This window comes from Streptomyces ipomoeae 91-03 (assembly GCF_000317595.1).
Lineage (GTDB): Bacteria > Actinomycetota > Actinomycetes > Streptomycetales > Streptomycetaceae > Streptomyces > Streptomyces ipomoeae.
In genome coordinates, this window is record NZ_AEJC01000648.1 from 1 (window position 1) to 25,150 (window position 25,150).

General features: G+C 70.4%; 25 protein-coding genes. 16 read left to right on the plus strand and 9 right to left on the minus strand.

Annotated features, from left to right (window positions below; genetic code table 11):
* Positions 1-34: 34 nt before the first annotated feature.
* From STRIP9103_RS42635 to STRIP9103_RS42645, 3 genes are all read left to right on the plus strand, one after another.
* Positions 35-844 carry a DUF4253 domain-containing protein gene (locus tag STRIP9103_RS42635; RefSeq protein WP_100244134.1) on the plus strand — a complete coding sequence of 270 codons (810 nt, stop codon included), beginning with the start codon at positions 35-37 and terminating at the stop codon, positions 842-844.
* The gene (locus STRIP9103_RS42640) at positions 835-1,281 is read left to right on the plus strand and encodes a VOC family protein (protein WP_009340597.1); all 447 of its coding nucleotides are present in this window, start codon (positions 835-837) and stop codon (positions 1,279-1,281) included. The genes STRIP9103_RS42635 and STRIP9103_RS42640 overlap by 10 nt, the downstream gene beginning before the upstream one ends.
* 75 nt (positions 1,282-1,356) lie before the next feature.
* Positions 1,357-1,578, plus strand: a complete 222-nt coding sequence (locus STRIP9103_RS42645; protein WP_141585438.1) for a hypothetical protein — start codon at positions 1,357-1,359, stop codon at positions 1,576-1,578.
* Positions 1,579-1,595: 17 nt separating this feature from the next.
* Here the strand turns inward: STRIP9103_RS42645 and STRIP9103_RS42650 are convergent, their stop codons facing one another.
* The 3 genes from STRIP9103_RS42650 to STRIP9103_RS42660 are packed head-to-tail and all read right to left on the minus strand — an operon-like array spanning position 1,596 to position 3,500.
* Entirely contained in the window at positions 1,596-2,369 is a 774-nt protein-coding gene (locus tag STRIP9103_RS42650; protein ID WP_009340628.1) for a hypothetical protein, read from the minus strand.
* A 13-nt stretch (positions 2,370-2,382) separates the two neighbouring features.
* Positions 2,383-2,634, minus strand: a complete 252-nt coding sequence (locus STRIP9103_RS42655; protein ID WP_009340626.1) for a DUF397 domain-containing protein — start codon at positions 2,632-2,634, stop codon at positions 2,383-2,385.
* Positions 2,631-3,500 (minus strand): helix-turn-helix domain-containing protein, encoded by an 870-nt coding sequence (locus STRIP9103_RS42660; RefSeq protein WP_048822096.1) that lies wholly within the window; start codon positions 3,498-3,500, stop codon positions 2,631-2,633. Before STRIP9103_RS42660 ends, STRIP9103_RS42655 begins: the two co-directional genes overlap by 4 nt.
* Before the next feature lie 132 nt (positions 3,501-3,632).
* Here STRIP9103_RS42660 and STRIP9103_RS42665 point away from each other — a divergent pair, with 132 nt between their 5' ends.
* Both STRIP9103_RS42665 and STRIP9103_RS42670 read left to right on the plus strand, forming a co-directional pair.
* A complete protein-coding gene (locus STRIP9103_RS42665) occupies positions 3,633-4,082 on the plus strand; it encodes an ATP-binding protein (protein WP_009340595.1) in 450 nt (149 codons plus the stop codon).
* Positions 4,083-4,470: 388 nt separating this feature from the next.
* Positions 4,471-5,217 carry a putative membrane protein gene (locus tag STRIP9103_RS42670; protein WP_009340588.1) on the plus strand — a complete coding sequence of 249 codons (747 nt, stop codon included), beginning with the start codon at positions 4,471-4,473 and terminating at the stop codon, positions 5,215-5,217.
* A gap of 68 nt (positions 5,218-5,285) precedes the next feature.
* Here STRIP9103_RS42670 and STRIP9103_RS42675 read toward each other — a convergent pair whose 3' ends face one another.
* Together STRIP9103_RS42675 and STRIP9103_RS42680 are read right to left on the minus strand one after the other, a co-directional pair.
* Positions 5,286-5,894 carry a hypothetical protein gene (locus STRIP9103_RS42675; RefSeq protein WP_063747374.1) on the minus strand — a complete coding sequence of 203 codons (609 nt, stop codon included), beginning with the start codon at positions 5,892-5,894 and terminating at the stop codon, positions 5,286-5,288.
* 47 nt (positions 5,895-5,941) lie between these two features.
* Entirely contained in the window at positions 5,942-8,887 is a 2,946-nt protein-coding gene (locus STRIP9103_RS42680) for a helix-turn-helix transcriptional regulator (RefSeq protein ID WP_048822092.1), read from the minus strand.
* 479 nt (positions 8,888-9,366) lie between these two features.
* Between STRIP9103_RS42680 and STRIP9103_RS42685 the strand changes: the two genes are divergently transcribed.
* A complete protein-coding gene (locus tag STRIP9103_RS42685) occupies positions 9,367-10,158 on the plus strand; it encodes a hypothetical protein (RefSeq protein ID WP_009340612.1) in 792 nt (263 codons plus the stop codon).
* Between the two features lie 142 nt (positions 10,159-10,300).
* Positions 10,301-11,713 carry a RodZ domain-containing protein gene (locus STRIP9103_RS47980; protein WP_078614241.1) on the plus strand — a complete coding sequence of 471 codons (1,413 nt, stop codon included), beginning with the start codon at positions 10,301-10,303 and terminating at the stop codon, positions 11,711-11,713.
* 27 nt (positions 11,714-11,740) lie between these two features.
* Here STRIP9103_RS47980 and STRIP9103_RS42695 read toward each other — a convergent pair whose 3' ends face one another.
* Positions 11,741-12,055 (minus strand): AzlD domain-containing protein, encoded by a 315-nt coding sequence (locus tag STRIP9103_RS42695; RefSeq protein ID WP_009340586.1) that lies wholly within the window; start codon positions 12,053-12,055, stop codon positions 11,741-11,743.
* A complete protein-coding gene (locus STRIP9103_RS42700; protein ID WP_009340585.1) occupies positions 12,052-12,768 on the minus strand; it encodes an AzlC family ABC transporter permease in 717 nt (238 codons plus the stop codon). Before STRIP9103_RS42700 ends, STRIP9103_RS42695 begins: the two co-directional genes overlap by 4 nt.
* A gap of 68 nt (positions 12,769-12,836) precedes the next feature.
* Between STRIP9103_RS42700 and STRIP9103_RS42705 the strand changes: the two genes are divergently transcribed.
* On the plus strand, positions 12,837-13,463 hold the full coding sequence (locus tag STRIP9103_RS42705) for a helix-turn-helix domain-containing protein (protein WP_078614242.1): 627 nt from the start codon (positions 12,837-12,839) through the stop codon (positions 13,461-13,463).
* A 195-nt stretch (positions 13,464-13,658) separates the two neighbouring features.
* Here STRIP9103_RS42705 and STRIP9103_RS42710 read toward each other — a convergent pair whose 3' ends face one another.
* Positions 13,659-13,862 (minus strand): cold-shock protein, encoded by a 204-nt coding sequence (locus STRIP9103_RS42710; RefSeq protein WP_003992177.1) that lies wholly within the window; start codon positions 13,860-13,862, stop codon positions 13,659-13,661.
* 346 nt (positions 13,863-14,208) lie between these two features.
* On the opposite strand from STRIP9103_RS42710, the gene STRIP9103_RS42715 reads away from it, so the two are divergent.
* The 5 genes from STRIP9103_RS42715 to STRIP9103_RS42735 all read left to right on the plus strand — a co-directional run bounded on the left by STRIP9103_RS42715 (position 14,209) and on the right by STRIP9103_RS42735 (position 19,744).
* Complete coding sequence (locus STRIP9103_RS42715; RefSeq protein ID WP_009340615.1) at positions 14,209-15,054, plus strand: menaquinone biosynthetic enzyme MqnA/MqnD family protein; 846 nt, start codon at positions 14,209-14,211, stop codon at positions 15,052-15,054.
* Between the two features lie 224 nt (positions 15,055-15,278).
* Positions 15,279-17,099, plus strand: coding sequence for a serine/threonine-protein kinase (locus STRIP9103_RS42720; RefSeq protein WP_009340620.1), 1,821 nt, complete (start codon positions 15,279-15,281; stop codon positions 17,097-17,099).
* A gap of 91 nt (positions 17,100-17,190) precedes the next feature.
* Positions 17,191-17,952 carry a prepilin peptidase gene (locus STRIP9103_RS42725; protein ID WP_009340610.1) on the plus strand — a complete coding sequence of 254 codons (762 nt, stop codon included), beginning with the start codon at positions 17,191-17,193 and terminating at the stop codon, positions 17,950-17,952.
* A gap of 120 nt (positions 17,953-18,072) precedes the next feature.
* Positions 18,073-19,272 (plus strand): cyclic dehypoxanthinyl futalosine synthase, encoded by a 1,200-nt coding sequence (mqnC, locus tag STRIP9103_RS42730; protein WP_009340621.1) that lies wholly within the window; start codon positions 18,073-18,075, stop codon positions 19,270-19,272.
* A gap of 7 nt (positions 19,273-19,279) precedes the next feature.
* On the plus strand, positions 19,280-19,744 hold the full coding sequence (locus STRIP9103_RS42735; protein WP_009340583.1) for a hypothetical protein: 465 nt from the start codon (positions 19,280-19,282) through the stop codon (positions 19,742-19,744).
* A 48-nt stretch (positions 19,745-19,792) separates the two neighbouring features.
* On the opposite strand, the gene STRIP9103_RS42740 is transcribed toward STRIP9103_RS42735, so the two are convergent.
* Positions 19,793-20,830, minus strand: a complete 1,038-nt coding sequence (locus STRIP9103_RS42740; protein WP_100244137.1) for a chitinase — start codon at positions 20,828-20,830, stop codon at positions 19,793-19,795.
* Positions 20,831-21,112: 282 nt separating this feature from the next.
* Here STRIP9103_RS42740 and STRIP9103_RS52595 point away from each other — a divergent pair, with 282 nt between their 5' ends.
* The 3 genes from STRIP9103_RS52595 (at position 21,113) to STRIP9103_RS42755 (ending at position 25,127) form a co-directional block, all read left to right on the plus strand.
* Complete coding sequence (locus tag STRIP9103_RS52595; RefSeq protein WP_234022438.1) at positions 21,113-21,598, plus strand: hypothetical protein; 486 nt, start codon at positions 21,113-21,115, stop codon at positions 21,596-21,598.
* Positions 21,599-21,615: 17 nt separating this feature from the next.
* Positions 21,616-23,964, plus strand: coding sequence for a bifunctional polysaccharide deacetylase/glycosyltransferase family 2 protein (locus STRIP9103_RS42750; protein WP_009340624.1), 2,349 nt, complete (start codon positions 21,616-21,618; stop codon positions 23,962-23,964).
* A 98-nt stretch (positions 23,965-24,062) separates the two neighbouring features.
* Positions 24,063-25,127 (plus strand): acyltransferase family protein, encoded by a 1,065-nt coding sequence (locus STRIP9103_RS42755; RefSeq protein WP_009340593.1) that lies wholly within the window; start codon positions 24,063-24,065, stop codon positions 25,125-25,127.
* Positions 25,128-25,150 lie beyond the last annotated feature (23 nt).

Here is a 25,150-nt window from a genome sequence, read left to right on the forward strand (position 1 = left end):
AAACGCGTGGCAACACGAGGGAAACGGAAGAACGATGAGCGGCGACCCCATGGACACGCTCGCGGCCGAACTGGGCGTGCGCGCGGAGGACGTACATCGGGTCCGAACCCCGAGAGGGGGCGTCCTCCTCGGCTTCCGCAGCGACCCGGACGCGGCGCTCGACGTATGGCGACGCGCCCGTGAGCGATACGCGACGACGGGGCTGTGGCCGTTCGTCACCCACACCTCACCGACCGAGTGGGAGTGGGCGGACGTACCCGGCGACAGCCACGACGAGAAGCACCGGCAGTCGTGCATCGACAGGCTGACGGAACTGCAGAGGGACAAACTCCTCAGGGAAGCGGACGAGTTCAACCCGCCCCAAGAACACCCGGCCCCCGTGCGCGACCTCGACGACCTGGCCCTGCGCCTCACCGGCGCCGTCCCGGCCGTCGAGGCGTTGCCGCCACGCTCCGCGGAATCACGCCTCGCCACCTTCTTCGCGGCGCCCCCCGAGTGGATCTGCCTCGTCCCCACCGAGGACCCGCTCGGCCTCCCGGAACTCCTGGACGCACCGGACACGCCGAACCACACGCCGTTCCCCGGCCGGGAATCGCTCTCCTACCGGGACCACGCGAACGTCCTGCGGGAGTGGCACGACCGGTACGGCGCGGAGATCTGCTACCTGGACAGCCACGAGGTGCTTCTCTCGGTCGAACACCCCCCGTCGGACCCGCTCGAGACGGCACGGGCCGCGATCGAGCACTACGCCTACTGCCCCGACCTCGACCAGGTCATCGGCGGACTGCCCGAGGTCGCCTCCCGCCAGGTTCCGACACGGACCTGGTTCTTCTGGTGGGACTGAGCCACCGCGCACCCGACCGTGAGGGCGCCCGTTACCGTGCCCACACGCACAGAAGCCGTCTTTACGCCGTCATCCTGGACACCCCCGAGGCCGAGGCCGCCCAGGCCGCCTCCTTCTGGTCCGCGGCTCTCGGCGCACCCGCGAAGCCGGTGCCCTCCGAACCGCAGTTCACCATCCTGCACGACGCCCTGCCCGGCCTGACCACCATCGTCCAGGCCGTCGACGACGCGCCCCGAATCCACGTCGACATCGAGACGGACGACGTGGAGGCCGAGACGGCCCGCCTCCTCGCCCTGGGCGCCGAGCAGATAGCCCAGTGGCTGGAGTGCCGCGTACTCCGCGCCCCCGGCGGTCACCTGGTGTGCGTCGTGCCGGTGCACAGTCCGCCGGAGGTCTTCGAGGCGCACGCGAGGACCTGGCCGGGCGAGGCGGGGTAACGACGACGGCCGGCTCGGCTGTTGAGTGCCGTCGGCACAAGGCCCAAGAGACGCCGTTGAGTTACCGTCCTGGACATGGGGCGGGACGGAAAACGTGTGGACGTCGGGGGCGAGGGCGCGATCGGGGCCGGGCGGGATGTGCACGCCGCCACGACGGGGGACAACAGTCCGGTCACGTACATCGGGAACGTCGAGCACATCGGGACGCAGTACGTGCGGCAGACCGTCGCCGCCCCGGAATCGGCCGCGCCGCCGAACGCCGAGGCGTTGGCCCCGATCGCCGACCACCTTGCCTGAAGAGTCGGGGCAGGGCCTTACTCCGCTTCGTCGTCGTACACGAGGCTGAGAGAGACGTCCCCGGATTTGTTCAGGGCGACCCGATAGGTGACCCATTCGCGATTCAGGCCGAGCTTGTATTTGAAGTAGCAGCGGTACTTGGTGACGGTTCCGGGGGCGAGCAGGGAGACCTCCGGCATGCGGTCGCACGCGACGCCGGTGGCCTCCTCCTTGTGGCTCTGGGCCTGTTCCCAGATCCGTGTATGCACCGCGTCCCGGAAGAGGGGCGCCTTCCTGGGGATCACGTCCTGCTCCCAGGTCGCCAGGCCGGTGGAGCCACCCGGCAACAGGGGAGCCTGGGGAAGCCGGAGCCCCGAAATGACGACCCAGTAAGTGACCTTGACGTCATCGTGGCTCGCGACGCATTCGAAGTCGCCGTCCTCCAGCTTGGCGTCGCCGCAGTCGATGGCCACCTTCGCGTCGGCGTCCCCCAGCTTGGGGAAGAAGTTCCGGTAGATGTCGTCCTTGACGCGGTTCAGGCCAAGGGGCTCGTTCTCGCCTTGCGGACGTTCGTGGTCGTACGGGCTGACGCTGTCGTCGAACGTCGTCGGTCTCTTCGTCACCTGTTCGACCTGGTCGGCCTTGAAGGGCGGCGGGTCGTCCGTGGACGCCCTGTCGTACACCTTCATGAAGAACCACACGACGGGGGTGATGACGGCGGCGGCGATCCCCACCATGACGATCAGCGCGCAGCCGTAGGCCACGGGGCCGGGTTTCTTGTCGGTCGTCTGCGGGCGACGAACCGTGTTCATACCGTGCGAGCCCCTAACGTGTGCGAGCCAACTCCCCTGAGAGGAAGGCCAACCAGGTGGTGGGGGAGAGGGTGAGGTGGGGGCCGGTGGGGTTCTTGGAGTCGCGGATGTGGATGGTGTGGGGGCGGATGGATATCTCTACGCAGTCGCCACCCTCGCCGTCGCTGTGCGACGACTTGCGCCAGGTGTAGGCGGCTTCGAGGCATTCGCCGCCTGCCCCACTGCTGTGGCTGGACTTGAACCAGTTGAGTTTCTCGGTGCTCACAGCTCCCCCAGCTTGTTCTCGATCAGGGCCCGGGATTCCGTGGGGTTGAGGGCCATCGCGCGCATGATCCCATAGCGGTCGGCGATCTTGCGGACGTCCTCCCGGTCGGTGATCAAACGGGGAAAGCCCTGGGCCTCCGTGTACGCCACCTGTGCATGCCCCTTGGGTGTCAGCAGGTTGAACGCACCGCCCAGGTTGGGATGTTCCTCGCGGCACGTCGGCATAACCTGAATTTCGACGTTCCGCATGCTTCCGATGCGCAGAAGATGCCGCAACTGCTCTGCGAAGACAGCCCGTCCGCCGATCGGCCGGTCCAGGATGACCTCCTCAAGCACGTAGCTGACGGCAGGCGGAGGCCAACGCTCGAAGACCTGCTGCCGGGAGAGCCTGTCGGCGACCCGCCTCTCGATCGTCTCCTCGCTGAGGAACGGACGCCGTTGGGTGAACACGGCCCGCGCGTAGTCCTCGGTCTGGAGGAGCCCTTGCACCACCTGGTTGCTGTAGTGGTGCAACTCCAATGCCTCCGCCTCCAACCCGGCGTAATCCCGATACCACTCCGGATGCCGCGTCCGCGCCTTCTTCATCCCCTCCTTGATCTCCGGGATCATCGCCTTCAACAGGCCCCCGGCGTCGAGAAGTTCGTCCGCCTTCTCCAGCACCTCGGGCCGCGAGACCCGTACCCCTCGCTCCATCGCGCTGATGGCGTCGGGACCGTACCCGACCGCCTCGCCCAGTTCCTTCTGTGTGAGCCCGGCCCGTTCCCGCAGCAACTTCAGCAGTTTCCCGACCGCCGTGAACAACCCCGTCGTACCGTCGGCCTCGGCCGGAGTCTCCGGCCGCCGCTCCCGCTCCTGCCCGTCAGTCATCAACCGCACCGCCCTCACCTGGTCGTGGTCACGCCCGACGAACCGACACTTGGCGCACCGCATCCATACGGCTACATAGCGTCCCGCCGTCGTACCTGGTCAGACTAGAACCGGACGACCACGCTGAGTGACATGAATTCGGAAACCCCCACCAAAACCCCCACGGTCCTCGGTGAGTTCAAGCAACTCTTCACCCCCAGCCGCCGAGGCGCCAGACTCGCCCGAAGGGCCGTTGCCCGGCGGCTGCACGACTGGGGCGTCCCCCGCGGCAGCGACGTGTACGACAACGCCGTACAGGTCGTCGCCGAGCTGGTGACGAACGCCGCCACGCACGGGTACGTCTACGGGCACAGCTTTCTGCTGAAGCTCGTGTGGGCGACCGGCACCGTACGTATCGAGGTGGCCGACGCGTGCGAGAAGCGGCGGCCGAGAACGCGGCGGCCGGAGCCCGACGCCGAGTCGGGGCGCGGGCTGCTGATCGTCGAGGCGCTGGCCGACAGGTGGGGCGTCGAGGACCGCGACCCGGGCAAGACCGTCTGGGCCGAGCTGGACACCCGGCCGGAGCCGCCGCCCTTGGCGTGACGGCCCCGCGACTGTGCCCCCGTCAACGCGACGCGTCCCGCGACTGTGCCCCCGTCAACGCGACGCGCCCCGCGCCTGTGCTCCCGTTGCGCGGTCGTTGTAACGCCGTTGCGACCTTCGTCCCTTGTGATGCCCGGGAACCAGTCACCCACCCGCGTCGAAAGGACGGACATGGGAAAGAGGACGAGGGCGCAGCACCTCATAGGGACGCTGCTCGCGGGGGCCACCGTGATCGCGGTGCCGTTGATGTCGGGGACGGCGTCCGCGGCGGCTTCCGGCCCGTCCGCGGACGCCCCGAGCCAGACGGAGCTGCGGCAACTCGCCGCCGTCGCCACCGCGCACTCCGCGCTCGGGGTGTCCGACGGAGCCCGTCCGGTGCTGTCGCTGCGTGCCCGTACCGTCCGCCCTGCGCACCGTGGTGACCGGCCTCCTCGTACCGCTGGCCGCCGCGGCGTTCGCCGGATACGTGATGATCGGCTTCGTCGGCGAGCAACTCGGCTCGTTCCAGGACTGGTTGAACGGTCCGCTGACCCGGCTGGAGTTCCATGACTCCGTGCTGCTCGGCCTGGTCCTCGGCCTGCTCACCTGCTCGGACCTGGGCGGGGCCCTCGGCAGGACCGCCCTCGGCTTCGGCGTCGTGGGCGTCGGTACGGCCCACCCCAGCACCCTCAACATGACCATCATGGCGGCGGTGGTGGCGGCCGGCATGGTCCCGGCGCTCGGGCTGAGCCTCGCCACCGCGGTGCGTCGCAGCCGGTTCACCCCGGCCGAGCGGGAGTACGGCAAGGTCGCCTGGCTGCTCGGCGCCGCCTCCGTCCCCGAGGGCGCGATCCCCTACGCGATCGGCGGTCCGCTGCGCGTCCTGCCCGCGACCATGGCGGGCGGTGCCGTCACCGGCGCCCTGACCGTGGCCCTCGGCGGCACCACCGCGTTCCCGTACGGCGGTCTGCTGACCGTGGGGCAGTTCGGCAGGCCGCTGCTCCTGGTCGCCGCCGTCGCCGTCGGCACGCTGATCACGGCCGGAACGGTCCTCGCCCTGAAGAGCCTGGGCGGAAAGAAGGCCCAGGCACAGGCCCCGGCGGCCGAGAGGCCCAAGAAGACCGGGGCCCGCACCAAGGTCCGCCTGGTCGGCTGAACGCCCCCGGCCGGGTCGGGCCGGGGGCGCGTACGGCTGTCAGGACGTGGGCGCGTCCAGCCGCGGCTTCAGCAGCACGTGGGCACGTCCAGCTGCAGCTGCAGCCGTACGTCGGTCACGCTCACGCCCTCCGGAGCCCCGAACGCCTCGACCATCACCATGGTGTGGAAGCCGGTGACCTCCAAGGCCAGGTGGTCGCCGCCCGACACACGCAGGTCGATCCTTGCCCGGGGCGCCCCCGCGCGGTCGGGCATCGAGTAGATCCGGGACACGGGGTAGTCCAGGGCCGTCAGCTTCTCCCGCAGCGCCTCGTAGCTGCTCGCCCCCGTGCCGCGGAACGCCTCCGCGATGCGCTGCGCGTGCTCGTCGCCGGCGCACTGCTCGACGGCGGTCAGCGGCACCTCCTCGACGGAGACGGGCTGGGTGGAGTCGATGCCCTCGGACCCGGACCCGGACCCGGACTCGGATACGGACGCGTCGCCGCTGACGCCGTCGATGCCAGTGGGCGGGACCGGAGTGCAGTAGTCCGTGATGCTGGCCGTCATCTGAAGGAACCGTGTCTCCGCGTCGTCGGCGGCGGCGCTCTGAGCGCCATAGGTGGTGAGGACGGCGCAGCCGAGCGTGGCCGCCAGCACGGACTTCACCAGGAAGGATTTCGGAAGGAATGTCGGTCTCATGCACTCACCATGCCGCCGCCGGCCACCGCCCACATGAGTACCCGTACTCAATCAACCAGGTCCGCCGCCGTGAGCAACCGTGTCAGGTCCGTCCGCGACCGGACGTGCAACTTCCGGTAGATACGCGTCAGATGGGCCTCCACCGTCTTCCGGGACACGAACAGCGAGGCCGCCGCCTCCGTGTTGTTGAGGCCGCGCGCGATCGCCCGGGACACCTGGAACTCCTGGGGTGTCAGCTGGTCGAGCATGCCGCCCATACGGCCGCTCCTGCCCGTCCCGCCCACCACGGAGTGACCGGCCGCCGTGCTCACCATCCCCCCGGCGGCGGCCAGTTCGCTCGCCGCCCGGCGGGCCCACGGCACGGCGCCGAGCCGTTCGAAGCAGGCCAGGGCGGAGGCCAACGGGGCTCGCGCGGCCCCCGGGCGGCGGTAGCGCCGTAGGACCTCCGCCTCGCACAGCAGCGTGCGGGCCCAGTCGAAGGGGCCCGTCGTCCGCTGGTGGGCCTTGAGCGCGGCGCCGAAGTACGCCTCCGCCTCCTCCGGTGTCCCGGCCAGCAGGCCCCGGACCCGAGCCGCCGAGGCCTCCGCCGACGCGAGGCCCGTCTCCCGGGCCCGTTCCTCCAGCCAGGTCACCACCTCGCCCGCCCGCGCCGCGTTCCCGGCCCGTACATGCGCCTCGGCCAGGTCCGCCGCGAACGGGACCACCTCCGGGTTCCCGATCCCCTGTTCGATCGCCAGCGACAGCGTCTGTTCCAGCTGGTCGGCCGCCGCGTCGTGGTCGCCGTACGTGAGTGCCGACAGGCCCAGTACGGCCGTCATATGGAACTCCTGGCAGCCGATCCCGTACGCCCCGCACTCCCGCCGCGCCCGCGCCACATGCTCCTCGCACTCGACGCGGTCGCCGCGCAGGGCCTCCAGCCGGGCCAGGCAGTACAGGGCGTAACTCACGCAGGTCAGCTGGCCGAGCTCCTCCGCCCAGCGCAACGCCTCCGTCAAGTCCCCGCGCGCGGACGCCCATTGGCCGATACGGGTCTCCAGCTCGCCCCGTACGGCCAGCGTGAAGCCCAGTACGCCCACCGCGCTGTGCCGCCGCGCCGACTCGACCGCCGTGTTGAGCAGGTGGCGGCCCCGGGCGAACTCCTCCATCCGGCTCCAGGCCTGGCCGGCGATCGCGTAGACCTGCTGGTCGCGGACGGGGTCGCCGCCGGTGCCGTGCCGGTCGGCGGCCTCCAGCATCTCGCGGCCCTCGGCGGTACGGCCGGCCATGGCGAGGGCCGCGCCGAGGAGGGTGAGGCTGTACCAGCGTTCGGGGCCGGTGTCGGTGGCGAGGGCCAGGGACTGCTCGGCCACGCGCACCGCCGCCGGGACATGGCCGTCCAGGCGCGCGGCGGCCGTCGCCTCCGCCAGGAGCAGACAGGCGCGGGTGGGGTCGGTGCCGCGTACGGCACCGGCGGCGTTCGTGAGGAGGCCGTACGCCTGCGCCGTCTCGCCCTTCCAGGTGTACATCCGGCCCAGCAGGCCCTGGATGGCGGCGCGCATCGCCGGGTCCGGGGTGATCCGCAGCGCCTCCTCGCACCACTGCGGGCCCGCCGGGGAGCCGCTGAGCAGGGCGTCGGAGGCGGCGTTGAGGAGGCGGTCGGCGCGGGGGGCCGCGTCGGGGGTGAGTTCGGCGGCCCGCCGCCAGGCGAGCGCCGACTCGCCGAAGGCGCTTCGCCTACGGGCCTCCAGGGCGGCCTCCGCGAGCGCCGCCGCGGCCTCCTCGTCCGGGCCGGGGGTCGCCGACGCCCGGTACCAGGCGTGCAGCGGGCCCGTACTCACCTCGGCGAGCGCGTGGAACGCCGCGAAACGGTGGGCGATGGGCGCCCGACCCAGCACCAGGGCGCGCAGCACCGGGTGGTGGAAGTCGAGCCCGTCGGCGGTGGCCGTGATCAGGCCGTCCTCCTCGGCCGGGGAGAGCGCGTCCAGCGACAGCCCGGCCGCCTCCAACGCCTTCCGCAGCGGGCCCGCCGCCGTCGAGCGGCTGGCGGCCAGTACGACCAGGGCCCGGCGGGCGGGGTCGGGGAGGCCGTCGATACGGGCCGCCCAGGCGCGCTCCAGATGGCTGCCGAGGGAGGGTGGGTCCAGCAACGGGCGCTCGCCGCGCGCCTGTTCGTCCGTCAGTCCGTTCGCGATCTCGCGCAGCGCGAGGGGGTTGCCGCCGCTGATCCGTACGAGGTCGGCGAGGACGCCGGGGGCGACGGTTCGGCTGCCGCCGTTCGGACTGTCCGCGCCGTCCACGCCGCTGTTCGTGCCGGTGCCGGTGCCGGTGCCGGTGCCGGTGTTGGTGCCCGTGTCCGTGCCAGGGCCGGCGCCTCTGTTGGTCGCGCTGCCCGCGTCGCCCGCGCCGCTCGTCCGGCCCGCGCCGCCCAGTGCCCGTGTCGTCGCCAGCAGTTCCGCGCACTCCTCCGGCGCCAATCCGCCCAACTGCACCGTCGGAATGCTGCGGCGCGGCCCCGACTCGCCGTGGTCCTCTCGGGAACCCAGGGCGAGGGCGACGCGCTCGCTGGACAGTCGGCGGGCGACGAAGAGCAGGACGCGCTGGGAGGAGGGGTCCACCCAGTGCAGGTCGTCGACCAGGACGACGACGGGGCGTTCGTCGCCGAGCGCGGCGAGGACGTTCAGGGCGCCCATGCAGGCGGCGTACGGGTTTCCGGGCGGGTCGGCCGAGTCGCCGCTCAGGGCGAGGCAGGACTCCAGGGCCGCGCGCTGGGCTCCGGGGAGTTCCCTGAAAAGGGACGAATAGGGCATGAGGAGGTCGCCCAGGGTGGCGAACGGCAGCACGGTCTCGGTCTCGATGCCCCTGGCGCGCAGGACCGTTGCCGGGGCCGCGCCCGACGTTCCGGCCGCCGCCCGCTGCGCCGCGTAGTCCAGCAGGGCCGTCTTGCCGATGCCGGGCTCGCCCCACAGCAGCAGGGCCGCCCCGCCGGCCCCACCCGCCACGAGCAGGTCGTCCATCAGCCGGCGTTCCCTCTCCCGGCCGACGAGTGCCCGTAACAATGCGCCACCCCCTGGTACCCGTCCGTATCCGCCCCGCCTGTCCATCATGCCCCGAGGAGAGCGGGTCAAGAAGGTCGAACGCCGAGGGAGTTATGGGGAGATGTCGGGGTGCTGTCGGGGTGTCGTCGGGGGCGATATAGGGACTTCCCGGAAGCGGCAGGGGACCGTCCGGGCCTTCAATGGTCTCGCGGAACCTTCGCGGAACGGGGGAACGCGGAACCGACGGGGGAACGCGGAACCGACGGGGGAACGCGGAACCAACCGGGGGAACGCGGAACCATCGCGGAACAGAGAGGCAAGGGGAACAAGGGGAACGGCGCACCGAGCAAGGGGAACAGCGCACCACGGAACCCGGGGAACGAGCCCAACGGCACGCCCCCGGAAAACGCAGGGGAAAACGGGGAATGAACCAGGTCGCGGAACTAGGGGGACGGCTCATGCCGGCATCCGTGGGACGCGGGGATCTCACCTCAGGATCCGACCGGCTCGACTCGGTCGAGATCAAGGTGACGTTCTCGGGTGCGGGCGCAGCCGCCGCGACCCGGGCGCTGGCGCCGGACACCGGGGGAGCCCGGCGCCGCGTCTACTTCTGTGAGGCCCTCGCCCGCTCCACGGCGCCAGGTCAACTGCCGCTACTGGATGCGGGGTTGATCCTGCGCCTACGGGCGGGGAGCGGGCGGGGCGGGGCCGCGACGGCGGAGCTGCGGCCCTGTCGCCGGTCCCGGCTCTCGGAACGATGGCTGCGCTTCCGTGAGCAGGGACCGGACTCTTTATGTCTGACAAACGTTTGGTCGGGCGACCGCCGGGTCCTGTCGGCCGCCCTCGTCTCCGACTGCGGCCGTACGGCGGTCGAAGCGGCGGCCACCGGCGCCGAGCCCCTCGCCTCGGTCTTCTCCGACCACCAACGGGCCTTCCTCGCCGACTGCGCCGACACCGCAGTGGGCTTCGGCTCCCTGTCCGTCCTCGGCCCCGTCCACACGATCCGCTGGCGCGGCATACGGCTCGACCATCACGAAGTCACGCTGGAACGCTGCGGCTTGGCTGCCGACGGCGATGACGACGACCCCCTGCAGTGGCTGGAGGTCTCCAAACGCGTGGCCCCCGAAGGCGCCGAGGTCGTCCAGGCCTCCCTCACCGCCCTCCTGAAGGCCAAAGGGCTCGAACCGGACCTGGGGTCGGGCATCCCGGTGCGACGGGTGTTGGAGGAACTGGTCGCCAAGGGGACGTAGGCGCTCCGCTGGAGGGCCGGTCGACTCCTGCGGGTCCGTTGTGGTTGATCGCGCCGTTCCCCGCGCCCCTTTGAGGGCCGCGGCTGTCACCCTGCGTCCTCATAATGGTGCGCGGTGTCGCAACGGGGGAGGCGGGCAGTAGATGGGAATGGAGTCGGGGGCGGAACTGCCGCAGCGTATCGGTGCCTATGCCGTGGAACGGCGACTCGGCGCGGGCGGGATGGGCACTGTCTATCTGGCCCGGTCGCGCGGTGGACGTGCGGTGGCCGTCAAGGTGGCCCACGCCGAACTGGCAGCCGACCGGCACTTCCGCGCCCGGTTCCGGGCCGAGGTCGAGGCCGCGCGCAAGGTCGGCGGCTTCCACACGGCCCCGGTCGTGGACGCCGACCCGGACGCGGAGGCGCCCTGGCTGGCCACGGCGTACATTCCCGGCCCCACTCTGTCGGAACTGCTCACGGAGCAGGGCCCGATGGACGAGCACCGGCTGCGGCTGCTGGGCGCCGCCCTGGCGGAGGCACTGCAGGCCATCCACGCCTGCGGGCTCGTCCACCGCGATCTGAAACCCGGCAACATCATCATGGCCGAGGACGGTCCCCGGGTCCTCGACTTCGGCATCGCGCGGGCCGTCGAGTCCACCCGGCTGACCTCCACCGGAGCGGCCTTCGGCACCCCGGGCTATCTGGCCCCCGAACAGGCGCAGGGCCTCGAAGTCACCGGTGCCGCCGATGTGTTCGCGCTCGGCGCGGTCCTCGTCTCGGCGGCTGGCGGCAGCGCGTTCGGCGGCGGTACGCCCATGGGGCTGATGTACCGGTCGGTGCACGAGCCCGCGGACCTGTCCGCCGTACCGGAGCCACTGCGCCCCCTGGTCGCCGCCTGCCTCTCCAAGAACCCGGCCGACCGCCCCACCCCCGACACCCTCCTGAACCTGCTGCCACCGGACTCGCCCCCGTACCCGCCCACCGCCTCCACTTCCGCCGTTCCCGAGGACGAGTCGACCTTGCTCGTGGGCCACCGTCCGACTCCGGACGGCCGTACGCGGGCCCGCGGCATCTCCATGGCGCTCGTGGCCGTGGCCATCGCGGGCGCACTCGTCGGCGGCGCGGTGTACCTGACGAACCGGGACGAGGACGGCGGGACACCCTCGTCCGCCGAGTCGAAATCCCCGCTGACCTCGTCGGCCAGCGCGCCACCCGGCTCCACCGACGATGAGTCAACCGGCAGCGACCCCACCGGCAGTGAGACCACTGGCAGCGACCCCACTGGTAGCGGGGGCACCGGCACAACCGAGGGCGGAGGCGAGACCAAGGACGCGGTCACGGTTCGGATCACCGCCCAGGGTGGCCGAAGCTGGGTCTCGGCCAAGGACTCCACCGGCGAACTCCTCTACGACGGACTGCTCAACGAGGGCGAGACCAAGTCCTTCACCGACAAGGAGTCGATCAGCCTGGTCCTCGGCGACGCCGGCGCCGTCCAACTCGTCGTCAACGGCAAGAAGATCGACAACGACTTCCCACCCGGCACGGTGGAGCGCCTGACCTACACGAAGGGCGACTGAACAACCGGCTCTGTCCGGCGGGGGCGACTAGGCGACCCCCACCGCCCGCAGCACCGCCGTGGTGACCGCCGCCCCCAGCACCACCACCACGAACGGCGCCCTCCGCCACGCCAGCACCCCGCCCACCAGTACCCCGGCGGGCCGCGCCCATCCGGCGAAGCCACCGGCCTCGGTCAGCGCGCCCGTGGCCAGCAGCGCCACCAACAGCACCACGGCTCCGGCCGCCAGCAACTCCCGTACCCGTACGGGGATCTCGACCCGCCCGTGCAGCACGGGTCCGGTGAGCCGGAAGGCGTACGTCCCCACGGCGAGCACGAGCATCGCGGCGACGACCGGACTCATGACGAGCCCCCGGCCATGGACGCCCGCCCGTCGGCGGAAGCCCGCCATACGACCAGCCCGACCAGGGCGAGCAGCACGGGAACTCCCGTCGGCGTCACCGGAGTCGCCGCCACGGCCACCGCCGCCCCGAGCAACGCGGCCCGGCGTAAGGGTGGTTGCTCGCGCAGGGTGGGGAGGACCAACGCGGCGAGTACGGCGGGGAAGGCGGCGTCGAGGCCGTACGTGGTGGTGTCGCCCAGTGCGGAACCGGCGAGGGCGCCGGCCAGGACGCACACGTTCCAGACGGTGAAGAGGCCCAGCCCCGAGACCCAGAACGCGATCCGGCGCCGTACCGGATCGGGCTGGGCGAGGGTGAAGGCCACGGTCTCGTCGGTGACGAGGTGCGCGCCGAGGAACCGGGCGACCCGACCCCGCCCCAGCACATCCGCGACCGCCAGACTGAACGCCGCCGTACGGGTGTTGAGCAGCAGTCCGGTGGCCGCCGCCGCGAAGGGCCCGCCTCCGGCCAGCAGAATCCCCACCGCGCTGAACTGCGCCGCCCCCGCGTACACCACGAGCGACATCACCACCGGCACCCACACCGGCAGCCCGCCCGCCACCGAGATCGCGCCGAACGAGACGCCGACGACACCGCCGGCGAGACAGACGAGGGAGACGTCCCGGACCAGCTCCGGGTGGTTCAGGAAGCGAGACGTTCGCTCTGCCGTACGCATGTTCTCTACAGTGGACAGTGGATGCCGTGTTCGTCAAGGCGAACGATCGTACTGATGGAGAGAACGACATGTCCGACGCAGCGACCGGAGCGACCGGAGCGACCGGAGGGACGGGCGGGACCAACCTCGGGGGTGCCAAGCCGCCGTCCCGTCTCCCCCTCGACTGGATCGCCGCCTCCCTGCGGCGGGAACGCACCCGTGCCGGTCTCTCCCTCTCCGAGCTGGCCAAACGGGCCGGGATCGCCAAGTCCACGCTGTCGCAGCTGGAAGCGGCGAGCGGCAATCCGAGCATGGAGACGCTGTGGGCTCTGGGCGTGGCGCTCGGGGTGCCGTTCAGCGCGTTGATCGAGGCGCCGGCTCCGGCGGTGCAGGTGCTCCGGGCGGGCGAGGGGCCCACCGTCCACTCCGAGCAGTCCAGCTACACCGCCGTCCTGCTCTCCGCCAGCCCGCCCGGCGCCCGGCGGGACATCTACCGCACCCAGCTGGAACCGGGGTCCGTACGGGCGTCCGATCCGCACATCCCGGGCACGGTCGAGCATCTGATCGTGAGCACGGGACGGGTGAAGGCGGGGCCGCGGGGTGAGGAGGTCGAGCTCGGGCCGGGGGACTACCTCGCGTTCCGGGGCGACGTACCGCACTCGTACGAGGCGTTGGCACCGGGGACGGCGTTCGTGCTGGTCATGCAGCACGTGTAGGGCAGGTCGGGAAAAGAGGGCCGGGAGAAACAGGGCTGGGAGAAACAGGGCTGGGAGAAACAGGGCTGGGAGAAACAGGGCCGGGGAAAAGAGGTCCGGGAAAAACGCCCGGAAAAAGGCAGGAGTCCCGTTGCCATGAGGCGCGGGACTCCTTGGGTACTGCTCTCAGACGTCGTCAGAGGGGCATCCCTCAGATCAGACGGGGGTGACGTTCTCCGCCTGCGGGCCCTTCGGGCCCTGGGTCACGTCGAAGGAGACCTGCTGGTTCTCCTCCAGCGAACGGAAGCCGCTCGCGTTGATGGCGGAGTAGTGAACGAAGACGTCGGGGCCGCCGCCTTCCTGGGCGATGAAGCCAAAGCCCTTTTCGGCGTTGAACCACTTCACGGTTCCGGTAGCCATAAGCCCTCCTTGGGCCCAAAGGGTTGCCCTGCTCCAGAACCCTGCAAGTGTGAAAACAAGATGCCGCACAACTGCATACGTCTGAAAACGACGAGAGCCCGCGGTTACATGCTCCGCAGGCTCTGTACTGCAAGGGAAACCAAACTGCAACTTGCGGCGAGCCTAGCACGCGGGCAGCCAAAAGCAATAGAGGTCAAGATCACGTCACCCGGATGTTTGAGTGGCCGCTGCGCCGGATTGACGACCGTCCGTGCGGCACCTCATGGACCGGGCCCGGAACCCCCCGGGGGAACCGGCCCGCGACCCCGGACCCTGGACCGTACTCCATGAGGTCTAGTCTCGCGATGTGGACAATTCTCGCACCCGGCCGCGCGTAGGCCACATCCAGTTCCTGAACTGCCTGCCCCTGTACTGGGGGCTCGCGAGAACGGGCACGCTGCTCGACTTCGAGCTGACCAAGGACACCCCGGAGAAGCTCAGCGAGCGGCTGGTGCGCGGGGACCTCGACATCGGGCCCATCACGCTCGTCGAGTTCCTCCGACACGCCGACGAGTTGGTCGCCTTCCCCGACATCGCGGTCGGCTGCGACGGGCCGGTGATGTCCTGCGTCATCGTGTCCCAGGTGCCACTCGAACGCCTGGACGGCGCACGCGTCGCCCTCGGCTCCACCTCACGCACCTCCGTGCGCCTGGCCCAACTGCTGCTGGCCGAGAGCGTGGGGGTGCGGCCGTCGTACTACACCTGCCCGCCCGATCTGTCGGTGATGATGCAGGAGGCGGAGGCGGCCATCCTCATCGGTGACGCGGCGCTGCGGGCCAATCTGCTCGACGGGCCGAAGTTCGGGCTTCAGGTGCACGACCTCGGCGCCATGTGGAAGGCGTGGACCGGGCTGCCGTTCGTCTTCGCGGTGTGGGCGGCGCGCCGGGACTACCTGGAGCGCGAGCCCGAGGTCACTCGCGGGGTCCACGAAGCGTTCCTGTCCTCCCGCGATCTCTCCCTCGCCGAGGTCGACAAGGTCGTCGAGCAGGCGGCCCGCTGGGAGGCGTACGACGAACGGGTCCTGCGGCAGTACTTCACCACCCTCGACTTCCGTTTCGGCGGGCCCCAGCTCGCCGCGGTCGCCGAGTTCGCGCGCCGCGTCGGACCGACGACCGGATTTCCGGCGGATGTGAAGGTCGATCTCCTTTCCTGACCGGTTCCTGAAACGGCCGGTCCTGTTCCTGAACGGGCCAGTTCCTGACCATTTCTTCCCGCACACTTCTTCAGGAGGTTCCCGCACGTTCCTGAAAATTCGTTTGACGAATTCCGGGTTCTGTGGGAGAGGCGGTCACTGTTCGCATTCCCTTTCGGGCGTACGGGACTACGCTGCTGGGGAGTGGTGGGGAGCGCGGAGAGTACGGGGGAGGGGTGGGCACCATGAAGCCGCTCGACGTGGGCGAACCCACGGTCGTGGGGCCCTACCGGCTGCTCGGCCGGCTCGGGTCCGGCGGGATGGGCCGGGTCTATCTGGGGCGCAGCGCGGGCGGCCGTACCGTCGCGGTCAAGGTCGTGCACCCGCACTTCGCGCTGGACGAGGAGTTCCGCGCCCGCTTCCGGCGTGAGGTGGAGGCCGCCCGGCGGGTGGGCGGCGCCTGGACCGCGCCCGTCCTCGACGCGGACCCCGAGGCGTCCGTGCCATGGGTGGCGACCGGGTACGCGGCCGGGCCCTCGCTCGCCGCGGCCGTCTCGGACGGCGGCCCGCTGCCTCCGCACACCGTACGGGTGCTGGGCGCCGGCCTCGCCGAGGCGCTGTCCGCCGTGCACGCGCTGGGCCTCGTCCACCGGGATGTGAAGCCCTCGAACGTGCTGTTGACTGTCGACGGCCCGCTTCTGATCGACTTCGGCATCGCCCGCGCCACGGACGGCACGGCGTCCCTCACCTCGACCGGCGTCTCCATCGGTTCCCCCGGCTACATGTCCCCCGAGCAGATCCTCGGCAAGGGCGTCACCGGCGCGGCCGACGTCTTCTCCCTGGGCGCGGTCCTCGCCTACGCCGCGACCGGCGAGTCGCCCTTCCCCGGCGACTCCTCCGCCGCGCTCCTCTACAAGGTCGTCCACGAGGAGCCCCAACTCGGGGACATGGAGGGCGACCTCCGCGAACTCGTCGAGCGTTGTCTCATGAAGGACGCCGCCGCCCGTCCGACCCCGGACGAGGTCGCCCGTGCCCTGGCCCCCGCGGGCGCCGCCCGGCTGGTGACGGCGGGGTGGCTGCCGGGTCCGCTGGTGGAACAGGTGGGGCGGAGCGCGGTGCAACTGCTCAACCTGGAGGCGGTGGACGACGGAGAGGGGACACCGGCTTCGGGTCCGGTGGAGTTCAGCAGGCCTTCGGTGGGGGAGTCCGGGGCGGTGCCTGCGGTGCCTTCAGCCGGGGAGGCTGTCGGGGAGGCTGTGGTCCCTTCGGCGGGGGGCGCCGTGGCGGTTCCCGCCGCGCCCGCGGGGGCCGAGGTTCCTGCCGCCGGTGGGGTGTTCGGGCCGCCGCCCGTCATGTCGCCGGAGCAGCCTGTCACCCATGTGCCCGGGCAGCGCGCCGATGTCGCGACGGCGGACACCGTACGACCGTCGCCGGCGGGCAAGGTGTCGCTGAGCGTGGCCGCGACGTCCACGACCGAGGCGAACGGACGCGGCCGGAAGGTGAGTTGCACGGTCGCGCTGGCCGTCGCGGGGGCGTTCGCGGCCGTGAGCGTGGGGTCGGTGTTCATGTTCGGGATGCTGCGGGACTCGGACGACACCAGCAATGACGCGGGGCCGCCCGTGGTGTCACCGAGCGCCCTCCCGACCAGCGAGGACCCGCGCGGGGACCAGGGGGGCGAGAGCGCGGGCCAGGGCGAGCAACTGCCCGCGGGCGTGGTACCCGAGAAGTTCCTCGGCACCTGGGAGGGCGACGGCTACGCGCTCGGCGGCAAGCTCCCGGCCGGGACCTTCACGGTGACTCTGGAACAGGCCGCGGTGGGCGAGAAGTTGGGCACCTTCCGCTCGGTGGACCTGCTCGGTGGCGCCTGCGACGACAAGCTGGTCCTGAAGGAGGCCAGCGAGGTGTTGATCGTCGCCACCAGCATCCCCGACAAGGACAACAACCCCAGTACGTGCGTCAAGAACACGCATGAGATCACCCTCACCCCGGTCGGCAAGGAACTGGAGTACGCCTCCGACAACGCGGACGCGGGCGACCCGACGGCTCGCATGGCGAAGGTGAAGTAGGCGAAGCGGCAGGGGCAGGGGCAGGGGGAGTGACAGGGAGAGTGGGCGAAGGGGCGGAGTCGGGCGGGCCCGGGGCTCGTAGGGTGGCCGGGTGGATCTCGACCTGTGGTTGATCGGGCTGACCGTGGCCGCCGCGCTGTGGGGAGCGGCGGCGGGCGCGCTGCTGCCGAGGCCCGCGTACCGCTTCGCGGTCGACGAGGAGGAGCCCTGGCAGGACGAGTGCCCCGCCGGCCATCGGATCACGGGCGTCGGGGGCGGCTGGCTGGGGCGGGCGCGGTGCGCGGACGGCGCCCCCCTGCGTGATTGTGTGTACGGCCCCAGCACCCCCACCGTCGCCCTGGTGACCGCCCTGGTCTGCGCCACCCTCGCCCTCGCCACCGGCACCCGACCCGAACTGGCGGTCTGGCTGCTCCTCGCCCCTCTCGGTGTGCTGCTCACCCTGGTGGACCTCAAGGCCCAACGCCTCCCGGACCCGCTGACCCTGCCGTTCGTGGCGCTGGCTCTCGTACTCCTGGGGGCGGTGGCGTTCGTACCCGAGCACGCGGGCCAGTGGCGTACGGCGGCGTTCGGGGCGCTCGTACTCGGTGGCGCGTACTTCCTCCTCTTCCTCATCCGCCCCCTGGCCCTCGGCTTCGGCGACGTGAAACTGGCCCTGGGCCTCGGCGCCGCCCTCGGCTGGTACGGCTGGGGCGCGCTGTACGTCGGCACGTTCGCCGGGGCGCTCATCGGCAGCGTGTACACGCTGGTCCAGGCGGCCAGGGGCCGCGCTGCGCGCAGACAACTGGTGGCGCTGGGCCCGTTCATGATCGGCGGGGCGTACGTGGGGCTGCTGCTGGAGGCGTTCGCGGCCTGAGCGGAGTTATCCACAGGCGGACGGGCTGACGTCGGGTGATCCGGGCCCCTGGCGTAGGCTGGGCTGGTCCGTTCAACCCTTGCTCCAACCCTTACGAACCGCACGAAAGGGACGCCGCCGGTGACCGAGAAGGCCGACCTCCAGTCCGTTCTCGACCGTGCCGCCGAGGGTGGGCGGATCACGCCAGGGGAGGCGCTCGACCTCTACCGTGACGCGCCGCTGCACGCGCTGGGCGCCGCCGCCGACGCCGTACGCCGCCGCCGGTACGCGGGCACGGAGCACATCGCGACGTACATCATCGAGCGGAACATCAACTACACGAACGTCTGTGTCACGGCGTGCAAGTTCTGCGCGTTCTACGCCCCGCCGACGGCCAAGGACAAGGGCTGGACGCGCGACCTCGACGACATCCTGCGCCGCTGCGCGGAGACTGTCGAGCTGGGCGGCACACAGATCATGTTCCAGGGCGGGCACCACCCGGACTACGGGGTGGAGTACTACGAGAAGCACTTCGCCGCCATCAAGAAGGAGTTCCCGCAGTTGGTCATCCACTCCCTCGGCGCGTCCGAGGTCGAGCACATGGCCCGGATCTCGAAGGTCGGCGTCGAGGAGGCGATCCAGCGCATCCACGCCGCCGGTCTCGACTCCTTCGCCGGCGCCGGCGCCGAACTGCTGCCCGAGCGTCCCCGCAAGGCCATCGCGCCCCTCAAGGAGTCCGGCGAGCGCTGGCTGGAGATCATGGAGACCGCGCACAACCTGGGCGTGGAGTCCACGTCCACGATGCTGATGGGCACGGGCGAGACGAACGCCGAGCGCATCGAGCATCTGCGGATGATCCGTGACGTACAGGACCGGACGGGTGGCTTCCGGGCCTTCATCCCGTACACCTACCAGCCCGAGAACAACCACCTCAAGGGCCGTACGCAGGCCACGATCTTCGAGTACCTGCGGATGATCGCCATCGCCCGGCTCTTCATGGACAACATCGCCCACATCCAGGGCTCCTGGCTCACCACCGGCAAGGAGATCGGCCAGCTCTCCCTGCACTACGGCGCGGACGACCTCGGCTCGATCATGCTGGAGGAGAACGTCGTCTCCTCCGCCGGCGCCAAGCACCGCTCCAACCGCCAGGAGATCATCGACCTGATCAGGAAGGCGGGCCGCGTCCCCGCCCAGCGGACGACGACGTACGAGCACATCGTGGTCCACGACGACCCGGCGAACGACCCCGTCGACGAGCGCGTCATGTCCCACATCTCGTCCACGGCGATCGAGGGCGGCACGGCCCACCCCGAGCTGAAGCTGCTGAGCGCCAACTAGGTTCGACGTGCTGACGATTCACGCCGCCGACGAGCTGCGGTACGGGTGGGACGACGACACGGAGCCGGTGAAGGACGGCGCCGTCGCCGTGGAGGGCGACCGTGCCGTGTGGTCGGGCACATTGACCGAGGTCCAGGAGAGATTTCCGGGTGCCCGAGTACGACGCTGGCCGGGCGTCATCGGCCCCGCCCTTCTCCACCTGGGCCCGCTCCCGGACGCCCCGACACCGCGCGAGCGCGTTCACGAGGTACTGAAACGCGGCGCGACGGCGGTCCTGGAGGAGTACGCGGACACGCCCGAACTCCAGGCAGCCGCAGCCCGCAACGACGTCATCGTGGTCCCACGCGGCACCCCCATCCGCCGCCCGGCAGCCATCATCGGCATCGGCCGCGCGGACTTGGCCGTCTTCGACGACTCCGGCACCTGCATAGCGACGGTGTGCGCGGGGCGCCTGGTCCATCGTCGGCATTGAATCGCGTACGACAGAAGCCCCCGAGCTCATCCCGAACTCGTCTCATCCTCACCCCGAAAACGCCTCCCCGAACGCTCCGTCCTCCTGCTCAACCCCGCTGCAGTCGGTCAACTCATCACTCGCCCCGTCCCCACACTCCTGATCCCGGAACGTCGCCCACAGAGAAACCCAGCCGACCCCCTTCTCCTCCGCGAACTCCCGCACCTGCGCCGCGTCTTCCAACGTGAACGTCTCGTTGTCGACGTCATTGACGCCGAGCATCGAGGTGAGAGCGAGAGCGCGCCACGCAGTGGCGTCGGATGTGCCGAACACATCCATCAGCTGCTCATGCGCGGCCTCGGCCGCCTGCTCCGCGTAGTCGCCCATGTCACCGTCGTATGAACTGGCGTAGTTCATGGTCATGATGTTGACCGTGGAGACCTGAACGGACGCGTTGTTGGCGGAGTCGAGCAGGGCGATGCCCGCGTCGTCGAGTCCGTCCGGCATCACGGGGAGCGTGAAGGAGACGGAGAGGCCGGGCCGGTCCTTCTGGAGCAGGGCGATCGCCTCGGAGCGCAGGTCGACGGAGTCGGAGTCCTCCAGCGCGTCGCCCTCGACGTCGAAGTCGGCGGCGGTCGCGCCGGCCGCGTCCAGCGCGGCGCCGTACGCCTCGGCGAGCGCGTCAGCGCTGTCGCAGGCCTGGGCCAGCTCCGTTCCCGAGGCCCCGCCGAAGGAGACCCGTGCCGACGCGCCGGAGTCGGTGAGCGCGGATATCCGGGACTTCACCGCCGAGTCGTCGATGGCGGTGGTCCCGTTCCACGCGGGTGTGCACTCGTCGCCGTCGGCGATCACGAACGCCAGGTTGTAGGCGGCGGCCGACCCCGCGTCGTCGAGGTCGGAGGCGTCGTCGGCGTTCACATAGGGCGCGTAGACCGTGGACGTCTCCGTCGTCGACTCCTCGGCGGTCGCGGGAGCGCTCGGCGCGCTCGACGTGGTCGACGTACCGCTGGGCGTGGACGCGGACTCGGCGGTGTCCGAGGTGCAGCCCGCGCAGGTCAGGGCCATTAGACAGAGCAGTCCGGCGACCGGTTTCAGGGAATTCCTCACGGTACTCACGGGGAAAATGAATCACAGTCGGCTGTGGTTCATGTGTGCTTCTTGAAGATTGCAGACCTGAAGGGTGATCACGAAACGGTGACCGGCAAAGGAAGTGCGAGTCGGGCAAATGGTGCTTTCGGGCGGGGTGTATCGCCTCAAAAGCAAACCCCGACGGCTTCGCAGTCGTTCACAGATTCTCTAAGGAAACGGACAGGTTAAGGGATTTCTCATGGGTCTCTCACAAGAGAAGCTGGGAATTGGCCAAATAAAGCCCGCCTAATATCCGGGGACATGCAATCCGAGTCCGCCAACGAAAACTTCGCCCCCGTGGTCGCGTCCGAGGCCGTGAATGAGGCCGTGAATGAGGCCGTCTACGAGATCACCTCGGCACCGGCCCGCGGCAGCCGCCGCCAGCAGGGCAAGCAGGACAAGGGGGCCGCGGAAGAAGAGGGTCCCGTCTTCGTCGACAACTCCGGGCGCCGGGCCAGACTGCTGCGCCGGTTCGGCATGCTGCTGGGGGTCGTCTGTCTCGGTTACGCCGTCGTACTCGGCATGGCGTTCATGGGCTGGGGCATCTCCGCGTCCCCGTCCGAGCTGTTCCCCTTCGGCGGAGGCGGCCGACAGGCCGGCGCGCCGGGCGGCGGCAACGGCCCGCAGCCCCAGGGTGGCGTCGCCCCCTCGGGCATCCCGTCCGGAGCCCCTGACGGAGCCCCCGGCGGCACCCCGCCCTCCGGCGCCCCCACCGCCGTACCGTCCCCGTCCGCGTCCGCCAACTGACGGGAGCGCAGCACCCCATGACCACGACGACACCCGCGCGCCGAGGCCGCCGACGCGCCCCCTCCAAGCTCCAACGCGCCACCGGCAAGGCCGCCGCCCTGCAGAAACCCCGGGTGATCCTCGCCCTGCTGCTTCTGCTCGGACTGACCTGCGTGATGCTGCTCGACGGCTATCTGCGCGCCGAGGTCGGCGGCGACCAGCGCGTGCGCACCGGCGCCGGCTCCAGTGACGTACCCGAGGACATCCTCGAAGGCGGACCGATCCTGACCTTCCGCGGTGGCGCGGCCCAGACCCAGTCCGTGCCGGACAAGACCATCGCGCTCACCTTCGACGACGGCCCCAACCCGACCTGGACCCCGAAGATCCTCGACGTCCTCGAGAAGTACGACGTCCCGGCGACGTTCTTCGTGGTCGGCTCGATGGTGTCCCGCTACCCGAGCATCGTCGAGGACATGGTCGACCAGGGCCATGAGATCGGCATCCACACCTTCACCCACGTCGACCTGTCGTACCAGAGCGACGCCCGTATCACCCGCGAGATGACCCAGACGCAGCTCGCCCTCGCGGGCGCGGCCGGCATCACGACGACTCTCTTCCGCGCCCCCTACTCCTCCGAGACGGACGCCATCGACAACTACAGCTGGCCCGTCTACCAGAAGCTCGGCGAGGAGGGCTACACCAGCGTCTTCGTCGACACCGACAGCGACGACTGGAAGAAGCCCGGCGTCAAGAAGATCATCAAGTGGGCCACGCCGGAGGACAGCGAAAGAGCCTCGGTCCTCATGCACGACGCGGGCGGCGACCGCTCCCAGACGGTGAAGGCGCTCGGCACGTACATCGAGAAGATGAAGGCCAAGGGGTACACCTTCACCACGGTCAGCGGCGCCCTCCAGAAGGACGACGCGGAGAACGGCAACGGTGACGGGGCCGGGGCCGATGCCGGTGCCGCGAACGGGCAGCAGGGCGGACAGCAGGCCGGAGCCCCAAGTGGCGCTCCCGGCGCCGACGGGCAGGGCGGCCCGGCCGCGGGCGGCCAGGGCACCCCCGGCACTTCGGACGCGCAGGCCGCGCACCGCACCGCCACCGGTGCCACCCTCTGCGAGGGCAAGGCGCTCATCGCGGCCGTGTACGTCGCCGAGTACGTCGTACCGACGCTGTCCGTCGGCCTGATGGTCGTGGGCGTCGCCGTCATGGGCCGCTTCGGGATGATGCTGTTCCTCGCCCGCCGCCACTACCGCGAGCGCAACAAACGCCGTTTCAGCTGGGGGCCACCGGTCACCGGGCCGGTGAGCGTGGTCGTCCCGGCGTACAACGAGAAGGAGTGCATCGCCAACACCCTCGAATCGCTGGCGCGGAGCACCCACCCGATCGAGATCATCGTCGTCGACGACGGGTCGACGGACGGCACCTCCGAGATCGCGCGCGCCGCGGCCGAGCAGCTCGGCATGTACAACGTCCGCGTCATCCGCCAGGAGAACGCCGGCAAGCCCGCCGCCCTCAACAACGGTGTGCGGAGCGCCAGTCACGACATCGTCATCATGATGGACGGCGACACGGTCTTCGAGCCCGACACCGTCGCCAAGCTCGTACAGCCCTTCGCCGATCCGAGCGTCGGCGCGGTCGCCGGCAACGCCAAGGTCGGCAACCGCAACACCGTGATCGGCGCCTGGCAGCACATCGAGTACGTGATGGGCTTCAACCTCGACCGCCGTATGTACGACCTGCTGCGCTGTATGCCGACCATCCCCGGCGCGATCGGCGCGTTCCGCCGCGACGCCGTGCTGGAGGTCGGCGGCATGAGCGAGGACACCCTCGCCGAGGACACCGACATCACCATCGCCATGCACCGCGCGGGCCGGCGCGTCGTCTACCAGGAGCACGCCCGCGCCTGGACCGAGGCCCCGGGCTCCCTGAGGCAGCTGTGGTCCCAGCGCTACCGCTGGTCCTACGGCACGATGCAGGCCCTCTGGAAACACCGCAAGTCACTGACGGACAAGGGCCCGTCCGGCCGCTTCGGCCGCGTCGGCATGCCCCTCGTCGTCATCTTCCAGATCATCACACCGGTCTTCGCGCCCCTCATCGACGTCTTCACCGTCTACGCCATGATCTTCGTCGACTTCAAGGCGTCCCTGCTGGCCTGGTTCGCGGTCCTGGGCGTCCAACTCGTCTGCGCGGCCTACGCGTTCAAACTCGACAAGGAGAAGTACCGCTACCTGCTGATGCTCCCGCTTCAGCAGTTGGCCTACCGCCAGATGATGTACCTCGTCCTCATCCACTCCTGCATCACGGCCCTGACGGGCGGTCGCCTGCGCTGGCAGAAACTCAAGCGCACCGGCGAGGTAGGCACACCGGCGGGGGCGAACTGATGGGTTCACATCGGAGAGGGGTGGCGGCTCCCGCTGCCACCGGGGCAACGGCTATTGCCGCGGGGGGACCCCCATCGCCCTGCGGAACCGAGGCCCAGGTGCGGCAAAGCACCGGGGCCGCGCCCAAACCCCCCGGACGCGACCGGTACTTCGACACCCTGCGGGCCCTCGCCCTGATCCGAGTCGTCACATACCACACCTTCGGCTGGCCCTGGGCCGGCATGGTGTTCCCCTCGATGGGCATCATGTTCGCCCTGGCCGGCACCCTCATGGCGAAGTCCCTGGAACGCCCCGCACTCAAGGTGATCAGGAGCCGCCTCCGCCGACTCCTGCCCCCCTTCTGGTTCTGGGGTTTCTTCGTGGTCGTCGCCATGCTGATCCACGACTGGATGCCCGGCCGGCAGATCGTCTTCTGGATCGTCCCGCTGGGCGACCCCCCGGGCAACGCCTGGGGCGAGCAGGCGTGGGAGATCCTCTGGTACCTGCGCACGTATCTCTGGTTCGTCCTGCTCTCCCCACCCCTGCTGAGACTGTTCCGGCTGGCCCCCGTCCCGGTCCTGTTCGCCTCCCTCGCCCCCATCCTGGTTCTCCACTTCCTGTGGGAACCCCCGGACGACCGCCTCGGCAGCGCCCTGACCGACCTGGCCACCTTCCTCTTCTGCTGGATCCTCGGCTTCGCGCACCGCGAGGGGGTGCTGGAGCGGCTGAAGCCGTTCGCCGTCACCGCCCTCTCCCTGGCGGCCCTCGGATTCGGCGCCTGGTACGCCTTCACCCACCAGGAGGAGACCGGTTCGTACGACCTGGACGACATTCCCCTCGCCCAGGCGTTCTTCTCCGCCGGCTTCGTGACGCTGCTGCTGTACGCGAAGGCGTACTTCAAGGTCGACTTCGCCGGCCTGACGCGGCACCGTCGCCTCGACCGGATCGTCACGATCTTCAACTCGCGCGCGGTGACGATCTATCTGTGGCACGAGATCGCCCTGATCCTGGCCGTCCCGCTGATCGACCAGTTCTGGAACGTCCCCGCGTTCGAGAAGTACCTGCCGCTGGAGAGCCAGTGGTTCATGTTCGGCATCGGCTGGGTGCTGATCGCCGTGTTCGTCCTGCTGTGCGGATGGGTGGAGGACGTGGCGGGGAAGAAGAAGCCGAAGCTGTTGCCGTAGACGGCGGCTGGTCCGGGACACGG